We start from the raw sequence: 12101 nt of genomic DNA on the forward strand, positions 1-12101 counted from the left end.
TGTCTCTACTACTTGTCTTTGAGGCCAACACGAAGTTGGTCATGGGGACAATGCAACAGGACGTTGCGCTTTTGTCCCCGGCTTATGATAAGGCCCGCTCACAAAAGCATTTGTTTCTAGAAGGTTCCTTATAGAGTGCGCAGCTTATATAGTAGGCTGCGGGTTCTATAACTGAATAACTTTCTGGATATAACTGAAGAAAGTTCTTCATTGTTCATTATCTACAATCTAAAAGGTAAGCACAAAAAAGGAAGCCATTATAGCTTCCCTTTTTTTATAAGCCTCCGAGGTAGGCTGCTTTCACTTGTTCACTTTCCTGCAGTTCTTTCGCTGTACCGGAAAGTACAATCTTGCCGGTTTCGATTACATAAGCACGATTCGCGATCGACAGTGCCATATTGGCATTCTGCTCGACAAGCAACACGGTCGTTCCTTGTTCATTTACCATTTTTATAATCTCAAAGATTTTCTTTACGATTAATGGAGCCAACCCCATGGATGGTTCGTCCAATAATAGCAGCTTGGGTTTTGCCATAAGCGCGCGACCCATCGCCAACATTTGCTGCTCCCCGCCTGACAATGTTCCTGATGGCTGTTTACGTCGTTCCCCTAATATCGGGAACAACTCATAGACATTTGCCATATCCTTTTTGATTCCCTCGCGATCATTACGTAAATACGCCCCTAGTTCCAGGTTTTCCTCAACAGACATAGTCGAAAATACGCGTCTACCTTCTGGTACGTGCGAAATACCATTTTTCACGATCGCCTGTGCAGGTTTTCCGCCAATTTGTTGTGATTGATACAAAACGACACCTTTTTTAGGCTTTAATAAACCGGATAATGTTTTTAAAAGTGTTGATTTCCCAGCTCCATTTGCCCCGATTAATGTAACAATTTCACCTTCATTCACTTCCAGGGAGACATCTTTTAATGCATGAATGTTTCCGTAAAATACATCGATGTTATCTACTTTTAGCATTAATCAACAACCTCCTCACCAAGGTAGGCTTCAATTACCTTTGGATTGTTTCGAATTTCTTCCGGCGTCCCATCAGCAATTAATTGGCCGTGGTCGAGTACATAGATACGTTCACAGATTCCCATAACCAGATGCATATCATGCTCGATCAATAAAATCGTTAAATTAAATTCCTTACGAATAAAGGCAATTAACTCCATTAAATCATGTGTCTCTTGTGGATTCATACCAGCAGCAGGTTCATCAAGCAACAATAACTGTGGTTTCGCTGCAAGAGCACGTGCAATTTCCAAGCGTCTTTGCATCCCGTATGGTAGATTTTTTGCTAATTCATCTTTATAAACATCTAGTCCAAAGATCTTTAAGAATTCTATTGATTCCTGTTCCATTTTGGCTTCACCGCTAAAATGACTTGGCAATCTGAAAATGGAGGAAATAATCGAATGTTTTGCGATATTGTGGTTGGCTACCTTAACATTATCCAATACCGATAGATCCTTGAATAAACGAATATTCTGGAATGTACGACTCATTCCAAGCTTTGTCACTTGATACGGCTTTAGACCTTTCAAATTTTTGCCATCGAAGGTAATTGTCCCAAAAGTTGGTTGGTAAACACCCGTCAACATATTGAATGTTGTTGTCTTACCCGCTCCGTTTGGACCGATTAACCCTACTAGTTCCCCTTGATTCAAGAACATGTTTACATTTTGAACCGCTTTTAAGCCCCCGAACTGGATGCCGACATTTTCTACATTAATAAGAAGGTTACCTGTCATTTTTGACTACCTCCTTTTTTTCCAAATTTAAATAATGACGTAATTTCCTTTGTGCCCATTAAACCTGATGGACGATAAAGCATCACGATGATTAATACCAGTGAGTAGATAATCATACGAGTTTCAGGATACTCTGCCAGATAGGAAGAGACAATCGTTAAAAAGATTGCGGCAATAGCAGCTCCCGAAAGGCTTCCTAAACCACCTAGAACAACATAGATTAAAATATCAAAAGACTTCAAGAAGCCAAAAGTTGTCGGTTGAATAATGAAGAAGTTGTGTGCGAAAATTCCGCCCGCAAGTCCTGCAAATAATGAACCGATAGCAAAAGCTACAACTTTATAATAAGTCGTATTAATACCCATCGCATCAGACGCGATTTCATCTTCACGTATGGAAATCGCTGCACGGCCATGTCTTGAATTTGTAAAATTGGCGATTACAAGGATTGTTATCACAACACTTACGAATGCATAAGTCCATGTCGTCATATTGGTGATGACCATACCCGCTGCTCCACCAACATAATCTACATTTAGGAAGATTATACGGATGATCTCAGCAAACCCAAGAGTTGCAATCGCTAGGTAGTCCCCTTTAAGACGTAATGTCGGAATTCCTACCAGTAAACCAGCTAAAGCTGCTACCCCTGCGCCTATTAATAATCCAACAGGAAGCGGCAAACCTAATTTCATAGTCGCAATTGCACTGAAATAGGCACCAACTGCCATAAAACCAGCATGTCCTATCGAGAATTGCCCCGTAATTCCGATAATTATATGTAAACTGACAGCAAGCATAATGTTAATACACATTTGCACCAAAATATTTTGATAATATAAATCTAGTATTCCAACTGAAATTAACCCTTGAACAACCGCATAGATTACTAGCGCTAAAACAGAAAATACCCAAAAGGCTTTAGACTTTTTCATTTATCACCTCACCTACACTTTCTCTCGAGTATTTTTCCCGAATATACCCGATGGTTTCAAGATTAAGATTAAAATTAAAATAACGAATGCAGCAGCATCTCTCCATAAAGAGAAACCTAGTGCACTTACAACGGTTTCAACGACACCTAATGATAGGCCTCCAACCATCGCTCCCGGAATACTGCCAATACCGCCAAACACCGCTGCGATAAATGCCTTTAACCCAGGTAGAACCCCCATTAATGGTTCTATTCTCGTATAATAAACACCGAAGATTACACCGGCAGCTCCTGCCAAGGCAGAACCAATTGCAAATGTTGCAGAAATGGTATTATCTACATTGATCCCCATTAAACGGGCTGCATCCGGATCAAGTGATACTGCACGCATCGCTTTTCCGATTTTTGTTTTATGAACAATAAATTGCAAAAGAATCATCAGAACAATCGTTACAGCTAAAATTAAAATCGATATCGAGCTAATATTGACACCCAAAATGTTGATTGATGTTTCTGGTAGAACTTCAGGATATGCTTCGGGTGAAGCACCTCGGAAGTAGATCACTACATTTTCGATTAATAATGAAACCCCAATCGCAGTAATCAGAGCTGCGATACGTGTTGCATTTCGCAATCTTTTATAAGCCACACGTTCAATTACTACTCCAATAATGGCACAAAGCGCCATGGCAATAATAAGTGCCGGGAAGAATCCAATTTCCCATCTTGCAATCGCGTAAAACCCAATAAATGCTCCTAACATAAATACGTCACCATGGGCAAAGTTAATCAACTTAATGATTCCGTATACCATTGTATATCCCAATGCAATTAATGCGTAGATACTTCCAAGAGATATACCGTTGACTAGTTGTTGTATCCATTCCATGAGCTCTCACTCCTTTTCTCTTAATTTTATTAATCAAATCATTAAAATATTAAAATTGTAAAAAGGGAGGCTAGACTCGCCCCCCTCATTTGTTCAATTCGCTTAAATGATAATCTTATGGATTAACCTTAGAGTTGAACTCTTGAACACCGTCTACATATTCTAGAACTGTTGCGGATTTAACTGGGTTGTGTTTTTCGTCAACTGAGAATGTACCTGTAATTAAACTTAAGTTTTCTGTTTCTGCTAGAGCTTTTTGAATTGCTTCGCCATCTGTAGAACCTGCACGTTCAATCGCATCTTTGATGAAGAATACTGTGTCATAGCCAAGTGCGTGGAAAGCATTTGGTGACTCGCTGAATTTTGCGTTGAATGCTTCAACGAAACCTTGAATTGTTTCTTCTGGATCTTCAGAAGAATAGTGATTTGTGATGAATGTGTTATTAAGTGCTTCTGCACCTGCAAGTTCTACTAGAGTTGGAGAATCCCAACCATCAGCACCCATTAGAGGTGCTTCAATGCCTAATTCACGTGCTTGTTTTACAATTAACCCTACTTCTTCATAGTATCCAGGAATGAAGATGAAATCTGGATTTGCTGATTTGATACGAGTTAAAGTTGATTTAAAGTCTGTATCATCCGCTACATAAGCCTCTTCAGCTACTACCGTTCCACCATTTGCCTCAATTTGTTCTTTAAATGAAGCCGCTAATCCTTTTGCATAGTCAGAAGCATTATCTGCATAGATTGCTACATTTTTCGCTTCAAGTTCGTTTGATGCAAAGTTTGCTGCAACAATCCCTTGGAATGGATCAATGAAACAAGTACGGAATACAAAATCATTGATTGTCCCATCTTCATTTTCTGTTACGTTTGGAGCTGTTCCAGAAGCTGTAACCGTCGGGATTTTATATTGATTTGCAATTTGGGCTGTTGCAATTGCGTTACCAGATGTCGCTGGTGCGATCATCGCCGTAACTTTATCCTGGGTTGCAAGCTTGATCGCCGCATTCGTTGCTTCTGCACTTTCTGATTTATTATCAACTGGAACAAATTCGATTTGTTTTCCATCGATTCCGCCAGCAGCGTTAATTTCCTCAATAGCTAATTCTGCACCGTCTTTAATTGATGAACCGTATGATGCAACTGCACCTGAAAGTTCTAAGTTTGCACCGATTTTAATAACATCGCTGCTTTCACCGGCTGAGGAAGAACTGCCGCCAGTTGAAGACGTTCCTTCATTGGAACTACAACCTGCTAAAGCTCCTACGATTAATGATGATGCTAAAAATACTGATGCAAATCTCTTCAATGTTTTTTTCTCTGTCATTTTTGTTTCCCCCCAAAATTTGTTGCCTAGAATCATAAGTTTTAATAATTATAATATTCAGACTAATGAACATCAATAGGTAATCTAAATATTCTGAAATTAAAATCTATAAAAATAGCTCTTTTGTATTAATTGACTTTATGATTGTAAAACATTCTCTCTATTTAGTCTAGTGTGATTTTTTAGTAAATTTAGATTTTTTATAAAAAAGTCTTAAAAGTGATTAGAAAGGTTATTGATTATTCATAGTTTTTTCAAAGAAAAAACTGACTTGAAATGGTATAATCTCAAGTCAGTTTCACTGTTTTACTTTTTTTGAAGGTATAAATCGCGGTTTTTATATCCTTGGCTCAGGATGTTTTTCATTTCTTTTCGACGTTTTTCTTTTGTTGCTTCTTGTTTTGCACTATAAACATAACGGGCCCAATCTTTTCGATATCCTGGAGTCAACGATTGATAAAACGCTAAAATATCCGGAGCATCCTGTAAGTCACTCTCAATTTCAGGAATCATCCCTATATAGTCATCTACACATTGACTGGCTTTTGCGGATTTGGTATTTTTCGATTTAGACTCTTCCTTCAGCCCTACTACAGTGAACACATCATCCAAGGCAACCATGCGAGCAAACTTAATCGTGCTTCCACTGATATAACCATCCTCTTTTGCATCTAGCCCCGCAAGTAAATCATCACGGTGAATATACGATGAATACACTTTATTTCCTTTTTTGGGGTAAGCTAAATAGATGTAGCCTTTCGTTTTCAAATAATTCCCCTCAATAATTTTTCGAATGATTGACTGCAAAGACTCCATATTCAATACAAAAGCAAAGATTAAATCATAGGATTTTGAGTCAACCAGCGAGGTATCATAATCCGTTAATTCTTCAAAATAATTCGGGCTGTCTGGAAGTTCAAGCAAGGCAACTTCTTTATATTTGTGCAATTTGAGCTTTTCTGCAATACTAGGCAAATTTTTCGTCCTCCTATAAGCTTCTATCCCTCGATTTCACGGATGGAAATCGAACCGCTACGGTAGTTCCTTTTCCTTTTAAACTCGTATACTGAATTGATCCATTATACTTTTCTACTATATTATTACAGATCATCACACCTAAACCAGTACCTTTACTTTTCAAGGAATAAAAAGGCTTCCCAATTAGCTCCAGTTCCTCTTCCGACATTCCGATTCCACTATCCTGCACCTTTATTTCAACATACTCTTCTTTAGTTTTTTTGGCTGTGATAATTATTTTGCCTCCAGCACTTGAAGCTTCTATCGCATTTTTCACTATGTTCACCAGTAATTGATGCAGCTCCATTTTGTTTATTTCAATATAACTACCAGCTTCAATAGCCACTTCAATTTTATTGTTATTTAAGAGCCCATAGGATTGCAGCAATTCTGCCACACTGTTTATCGATTTCTGCAGATCTACTCGCTCTGTTTTGAGATTTTTTGTTGGTTGCGATAATGATAGTAACTCAGAAATTACCTGCTCCGCGCTATCGAGTTCTTCTATTAATAGAGGCAGACTTTGCTTCATAGAATTACTTACTGATTTATCTTGCTCATAAAGCTGTAAGTATCCCTTAACTACCGTTAAAGGATTACGGATTTCATGCGCTACCGCAGCCGCCAGCTCTCCTGTTGTTTTCAATCGTTCTGCATGCTTTACTTGTTCATAATAAAGTTTCATTTTCGCTATACGCTCGGATGTATAGTAAAAAATGAAATATAGGAATATCTGGCTTCCGATAAAAGTGATTATATTCCCTGTAGTATCGCTTGTTACATTAGGATAAAGACTTTCTTTACCGCTGCTAATAATGTAAGCAATTGTTCCTATTATTAGTACCTGATTTAAAATAATAGAGGTATAGAATAACTTTTTATCAAAGAATATAATGGATATAGTCGGTATAAAATAGATCAATAAAATGGTCGACCCGGTTTCTGGATATACTAGAAATAATGTATAAAAAAGCAAAGTAGCTATGAAGACAATAAACCATCGCAGAATACCCGATCGATATTTGGGATAGATCAGTAAGCAAGCAGCAAATAAAACTACAAACAAAATATGGAGATAGTATCCAATATGTCCTTCTCCGTGAAGTGGATTCTTATAAAATAATCCCGAAACCATAATGACAATCAATAGATAGATAATCATGTAATATCTTTTTGCATATAATTTTGTTACAATATTTTCCATAAGCAACCCATTCTAACCCTTCTTTTATCCTAACTAATTAACTCTCTTATTACCCATTAATTGTACCTTTTAACAATATTTACTACAAACACCTTTTACCAATCATCATGATGCATCTTGCTTCATATCATTAAATTCATTAGTGAAAATGATTTAGGGAGGTATGGTACGGTGAATAAAGCCCAGTGGAAAATAGCCATAAAGTTTTTCCCCACTGCGTTGCAATGGTTTTTGAACAGTTGTTTGATTATGTTGGCTTTCATTCTATCGTTCCTTCTGCTGAAAGAAATACTCGAATTCTTCAAGATACTTCTAACAGGGAGTAGTAACGATTATACGCTTATTCTTGCTAATATACTTCTCTTTTTTTTATACTTCGAATTTATAACGATGATTGTAAAATACTTTAAAGACGACTATCATTTCCCTCTCAGATACTTTCTCTATATCGGCATCACTGCCATGGTACGATTGATTATCGTGGAACATGAGCATCCCCTGGACACATTAATTTTTACACTTGTTATATTAATTTTAATCATTTGTTATTTTATTATTAATATTACTCCCCTTGAAAGACCAAAACGTTCCCAGCTTTTTAGTAAAAATCACGAAAATTAAGATTTGTATGTGGTCCCTCTCCCAATGCATTCAATGTCACCAATCATAATATTTTCCAAAAGTCCCTGTTCCCACATTTTTCCCTCGGTGCATACACTATTGGAAAAAACGGAGGATTTTAAGTCCCATGTATAATGGCTATCCCTATTATTACGTGCAGTATGTGCCTGTGAATACGTATGCACCTTATAGTCCAGCAGAACTGCAATACGTTCAGCGAAATCCGCAACAAAAGCCAAGCGTTCAATCGCTTATGCAAACGATACGCAGACAGCACAGCAATCTGTACACTCAGCTGGAACAAGCCGGATTAAACCGGCAACTGATCGAATCACTCTTTTTTTATGTCGTGAACTTCACTAGAAATCAAGCGAATCTTAACAGGCCTGCCGGTCAGATCTATTCACAGTTTCAGAGGGAAACACCATGGTTTAACCTTTTCGTTCGCTCTTTAAATGTTCCATTAAATACGATTGATCGAGTCTTAACCAGAGTTATTGAGATTACTCTAAACCTGCTTCGAGGTAGTCAACCGGGACCAGGCCCAGCTCCAAGCCCTGGTCAGGGGTGGGCTGATTGGGAAAGTCTTGGTGGCGCACTTATTGGGGCACCCACTGTTTCATCCTGGAGTACAAATCGCTTAGATGTCTTTGCCAGAGGAACGGATAATGCACTATACCATATTTGGTGGGATGGTAGCCGCTGGAGCAACTGGGAAAACCTTGGAGGCGTTTTAACTTCCCCGCCTGGGGCTGTTTCTTGGGGGCCTAATCGCATCGATGTTTTTGTCCGCGGAACCGATAATGCCCTTTACCATAAATGGTGGGACGGTAGTCGCTGGAGCGATTGGGAAAGTCTCGGTGGCACATTAACAAGCGGCCCTGGTGTTTCTTCACGTCGCTCTAACCAATTGGATGTCTTTGTTAGAGGATCAGGAAATCGACTTTATAAGAGAACATGGAACGGAACTAGTTGGGAAGAGTGGGAAGATCTTGGCGGCAACCTGAACTCCGAACCTGCAGCGATTTCGTGGGGTCCTAACCGAATTGATGTTTTTGCTAGGGGGCAAAACAACGATTTAATACACAAATGGTGGAGCGGGGGCAACTGGAGTGATTGGGAAAGCCTGGGCGGTACCCTAACAAGTGCTCCGACAGCTTCATCCCGTCGCCCAAATCAGCTTGACGTCTTTGTAAGAGGAACTGGAAACCGTCTGTATAAACGCTCTTGGAATGGATCTAGATGGGACAGCTGGGAATCAATAGGAGGCAATTTAACAAGTGCTCCCGCAGCAGTTTCTTGGGGTCCTAATCGTACAGATGTCTTTGCCAGAGGACAAAATAATGATTTAGTTCATACGTATCAAGGACGATAATATTAAAAAACGTGTAGCCAAGAAGGATTGGCTGCACGTTTCTTATCAAATTTAAATTTATTTAATTTAATCTACCCAACTTTAGTAATATAATAAAACAGGAAGTACTTTTCTAAATTTTCCATCAATATGATTTGTTATCTTGGAACTGAGAATTTTGACTTCTGTTTATTTGCTAAGCATTCAAACCCTTTAAAAAGGAGAAATCTTAATGGAAAAAGAAAATCTACAATTAGTTACCGACTTACGACACGAATTACATACACATCCAGAACTATCCTATGAAGAGGTTTGGACGAGACAACGATTAATCAACTTCCTGAAAGAACATACAAACAACCTTGAAATAGTTGATGAAGGGAAAAAATATTTTTATGCAGCTTACCGAGGAGCTGGAGAGGGAAAAAAGAATATCGCCTTTCGTGCGGATTTTGATGCACTGCCCATCCCGGAGACAATTGACCTACCATGGGGTTCAACCATTCCTGGTGTTGCCCATAAGTGCGGGCATGACGGCCATTCCTCCTCATTGGTTGGTTTTGCCCTGGAGGTAGACCAAAAAGGGGCAGACCAGAATATCTTCTTTCTTTTCCAGCACGCGGAAGAAACAGCTCAGGGCGCTATTGAGGCAAGAGAAATTCTTCAAAAGGAAAAAATTGATGAAATATACGGCTTCCACAATATGCCCGGTATCCCATTAAAAACAGTAAGCGTAATTGATGGTACTGCTCATTTTGCATCCCGCGGGATGTCCATTGAGATGATTGGTTTCCCTTCTCATGCCAGTGAACCGGAAAAAGGTATTAATCCTTCATATGCCATTGCAAAAATTATAGACGCCATACCCGAATTTACTTCCTCAAGAACAAATGAAGGCCTTGTCCTTTGCACAGTTATCCAAATTGATGTGGGTTCTGAAAACTATGGTATTGCTGCTCACAGGGGGGCTTTGAAAATGACGATTCGCGCGGAAAAGGAAACAGAGTTGGATCAGCTGCAAAAAAACCTGGAAAACTTGGCAAAGCAGCTAAGTGAGCAACAAGGCATTCAAGTAAGCTTCAAATACAATGATATTTTCCCGGAAACTGTTAACACGAAGGAATGCTCGGATGTTGTAAGAAAAGTTTGCGAAGATAAAGGGTTGCCATGGCAGGAGCTCCCAGAACCGTACCGGGCTTCAGAAGATTTTGGTGAATATTTAAAACAAGTACAGGGTTCCTTTTTCTATGTAGGAAGTGGAGAGGATCATCCGGGAATTCACACACTCTATTATGACTTCCCCGATGAAATAATCGAAACCGTCGTTGAAGTATATAAAGGCATTGCCGGTACTAAATAAATAAAAAGTAAAAGTCCGTTTCTAAAGGGAAACTTCCCCTTGAAACGGACTTTCTTATAATAACGTTATCAGGGTTCCACCAACAACCCCCGTAATTACGACAATCAACGGACTCATCTTCCAATACGTCAGCATACTAAATAGAATAACGGCAAATACAAAATCAATTGGTTCTATTATAGCGGAGGTAAAGATGGGATCATAAAGAGCCGAAATTAAAATTCCTACTACAGCTGCATTCATACCCATGAATGCACCTTTCATCTTGCCATTTCGTCTTAGAGCATTCCAAAACGGCAATGTCCCGAAAACAAGGAGAAATGCCGGTAAAAAGATGGCCACTGTTGCTAGAAACCCACCTAGCCATCCATCCATCACAGCCCCGAGATACGCTGCAAAGGTAAACATTGGACCCGGTACTGCCTGTGTTGCTCCGTACCCAGCCAAAAATGCTTCTTCACTAATTAGCCTTGTCGGTACAAACTCACGCTCAAGTAATGGCAACACTACATGTCCTCCCCCGAATACAAGGGAACCGGCTCGATAAAAACTATCAAACATCGCCACTAAATGGGAAGATGTAAGCTCCCTTAACATTGGAAGAAGAAGTAATAGACCGAAAAATAACGCAATGCAAAGGACGCCCATTTTCTTTGTAATGGGAAATGAGAAGCTGGAATTTTCCCCTTCATTGTTTTGTTTAAAAAGGAAATACCCTACTAAACCAGCCAATAAAATGATCGCTATTTGTGCAAATGAGGTTTGCCATAAAAGAACGACGGCTATCGCTAAGATAGCAATAGCTTTTCGCGGTAAATCCGGTGTTAAATTTTTGGCCATTCCTAAAATGGCATGGGCTACTACCGCAACGGCCACAATTTTTAGTCCATGAATCCAGCCAGCATCACTTACGTCCAAACCTTGTACCAGCAATGCAAAGATAATTAATGCAATGACAGATGGCATGGTAAATCCTAAAAACGAAATGATGCCACCTAAAATACCACCCCTCATTACCCCGATGCCAATCCCCACCTGACTACTGGCTGGACCAGGCAAGAATTGGCATAACGCCACTAACTCTGCATAGGTCTTTTCATCCAGCCACTTCTTCCGGCGAATATACTCTTCATGGAAATAGCCTAAATGTGCTGTTGGCCCTCCAAAGGAAGTAAGGCCCAATTTGGTTGATACTTTAAAAATTTCAATTAAAGTTTTTAGCGAAGTTACCCTTTTGTTTGACTTCATATTTGAAATTTTCTTGCTCCTCTTTTTTCATAAATCTTATCAAAAGAGTGATCAATTTAGAGCCACCGGGGGTAATTCTTTACAAAACTTTAATATAGATCCAATTTGTATAATTAATAAAGAAGAAGCATTACGACTCATTTCTCTTCCTTCTTTTACGGGATTATACTTTTTTAATCTTATCTGTTTCTGTTACTTCTTCTATATTTAAATCCTCTGCTACATCATCCATTACACCTTTTGTGGATGTTTTAAATTCTCTTAATGTATCGCCAACCGCTCTGCCTAATTGCGGTAATTTTGATGGTCCGAAAATAATCAATGCCAAGACAAGAATAATTATTAAACCCGGTACACCAATACTTGCCATGATATGCCCTCCT

The 12101-nt window shown here is 39.1% G+C and carries 12 protein-coding genes; 3 read left to right on the forward strand and 9 right to left on the reverse strand.

The window, feature by feature from the left end; all coding sequences use genetic code 11:
- Positions 1 to 274: 274 nt before the first annotated feature.
- The 7 genes from QYB95_RS10985 to QYB95_RS11015 form a co-directional block, all read right to left on the reverse strand.
- On the reverse strand, positions 275 to 982 hold the full coding sequence (locus QYB95_RS10985; protein WP_301138373.1) for an ABC transporter ATP-binding protein: 708 nt from the start codon (positions 980 to 982) through the stop codon (positions 275 to 277).
- Positions 982 to 1761, reverse strand: coding sequence for an ABC transporter ATP-binding protein (locus QYB95_RS10990; protein ID WP_301138374.1), 780 nt, complete (start codon positions 1759 to 1761; stop codon positions 982 to 984). The genes QYB95_RS10985 and QYB95_RS10990 overlap by 1 nt, the downstream gene beginning before the upstream one ends.
- The gene (locus QYB95_RS10995; RefSeq protein WP_301138375.1) at positions 1758 to 2696 is read right to left on the reverse strand and encodes a branched-chain amino acid ABC transporter permease; all 939 of its coding nucleotides are present in this window, start codon (positions 2694 to 2696) and stop codon (positions 1758 to 1760) included. The genes QYB95_RS10990 and QYB95_RS10995 overlap by 4 nt, the downstream gene beginning before the upstream one ends.
- Positions 2697 to 2708: 12 nt before the next feature.
- Positions 2709 to 3584 carry a branched-chain amino acid ABC transporter permease gene (locus QYB95_RS11000; RefSeq protein ID WP_301138376.1) on the reverse strand — a complete coding sequence of 292 codons (876 nt, stop codon included), beginning with the start codon at positions 3582 to 3584 and terminating at the stop codon, positions 2709 to 2711.
- A gap of 115 nt (positions 3585 to 3699) precedes the next feature.
- On the reverse strand, positions 3700 to 4914 hold the full coding sequence (locus QYB95_RS11005) for an ABC transporter substrate-binding protein (protein WP_301138377.1): 1215 nt from the start codon (positions 4912 to 4914) through the stop codon (positions 3700 to 3702).
- A 306-nt stretch (positions 4915 to 5220) separates the two neighbouring features.
- A complete protein-coding gene (locus QYB95_RS11010; RefSeq protein WP_301138378.1) occupies positions 5221 to 5889 on the reverse strand; it encodes a YdeI/OmpD-associated family protein in 669 nt (222 codons plus the stop codon).
- A 13-nt stretch (positions 5890 to 5902) separates the two neighbouring features.
- On the reverse strand, positions 5903 to 7135 hold the full coding sequence (locus QYB95_RS11015; RefSeq protein WP_301138379.1) for an ATP-binding protein: 1233 nt from the start codon (positions 7133 to 7135) through the stop codon (positions 5903 to 5905).
- Positions 7136 to 7306: 171 nt separating this feature from the next.
- On the opposite strand from QYB95_RS11015, the gene psiE reads away from it, so the two are divergent.
- The 3 genes from psiE (at position 7307) to QYB95_RS11030 (ending at position 10470) form a co-directional block, all read left to right on the forward strand.
- Entirely contained in the window at positions 7307 to 7756 is a 450-nt protein-coding gene (gene psiE, locus QYB95_RS11020; protein ID WP_301138380.1) for a phosphate-starvation-inducible protein PsiE, read from the forward strand.
- Between the two features lie 127 nt (positions 7757 to 7883).
- Entirely contained in the window at positions 7884 to 9131 is a 1248-nt protein-coding gene (locus tag QYB95_RS11025; RefSeq protein WP_301138381.1) for a PLL family lectin, read from the forward strand.
- A 211-nt stretch (positions 9132 to 9342) separates the two neighbouring features.
- Entirely contained in the window at positions 9343 to 10470 is a 1128-nt protein-coding gene (locus QYB95_RS11030) for a M20 metallopeptidase family protein (protein WP_301138382.1), read from the forward strand.
- Positions 10471 to 10524: 54 nt separating this feature from the next.
- Here QYB95_RS11030 and chrA read toward each other — a convergent pair whose 3' ends face one another.
- Together chrA and tatA are read right to left on the reverse strand one after the other, a co-directional pair.
- On the reverse strand, positions 10525 to 11718 hold the full coding sequence (chrA, locus tag QYB95_RS11035; RefSeq protein WP_301138383.1) for a chromate efflux transporter: 1194 nt from the start codon (positions 11716 to 11718) through the stop codon (positions 10525 to 10527).
- 163 nt (positions 11719 to 11881) lie between these two features.
- The gene (tatA, locus tag QYB95_RS11040) at positions 11882 to 12088 is read right to left on the reverse strand and encodes a twin-arginine translocase TatA/TatE family subunit (protein ID WP_425609196.1); all 207 of its coding nucleotides are present in this window, start codon (positions 12086 to 12088) and stop codon (positions 11882 to 11884) included.
- Positions 12089 to 12101: the final 13 nt, after the last annotated feature.

The sequence above is a fragment of the Ureibacillus aquaedulcis genome, assembly GCF_030418165.1.
In the GTDB taxonomy this organism is placed as follows: Bacteria; Bacillota; Bacilli; order Bacillales_A; family Planococcaceae; genus Ureibacillus; species Ureibacillus aquaedulcis.

Excerpts from the sequence above, each read along its gene's own strand:
- chrA (WP_301138383.1), bottom strand. The coding sequence starts at position 11,718 with ATGAAGTCAAACAAAAGGGTAACTTCGCTAAAAACTTTAATTGAAATT.
- QYB95_RS11025 (WP_301138381.1), top strand. The coding sequence starts at position 7,884 with ATGTATAATGGCTATCCCTATTATTACGTGCAGTATGTGCCTGTGAAT.
- QYB95_RS10985 (WP_301138373.1), bottom strand. The coding sequence starts at position 982 with ATGCTAAAAGTAGATAACATCGATGTATTTTACGGAAACATTCATGCA.
- QYB95_RS11005 (WP_301138377.1), bottom strand. The coding sequence starts at position 4,914 with ATGACAGAGAAAAAAACATTGAAGAGATTTGCATCAGTATTTTTAGCA.
- tatA (WP_425609196.1), bottom strand. The coding sequence starts at position 12,088 with ATGGCAAGTATTGGTGTACCGGGTTTAATAATTATTCTTGTCTTGGCA.
- QYB95_RS11030 (WP_301138382.1), top strand. The coding sequence starts at position 9,343 with ATGGAAAAAGAAAATCTACAATTAGTTACCGACTTACGACACGAATTA.
- QYB95_RS10990 (WP_301138374.1), bottom strand. The coding sequence starts at position 1,761 with ATGACAGGTAACCTTCTTATTAATGTAGAAAATGTCGGCATCCAGTTC.
- QYB95_RS11015 (WP_301138379.1), bottom strand. The coding sequence starts at position 7,135 with ATGGAAAATATTGTAACAAAATTATATGCAAAAAGATATTACATGATT.
- QYB95_RS10995 (WP_301138375.1), bottom strand. The coding sequence starts at position 2,696 with ATGAAAAAGTCTAAAGCCTTTTGGGTATTTTCTGTTTTAGCGCTAGTA.
- QYB95_RS11000 (WP_301138376.1), bottom strand. The coding sequence starts at position 3,584 with ATGGAATGGATACAACAACTAGTCAACGGTATATCTCTTGGAAGTATC.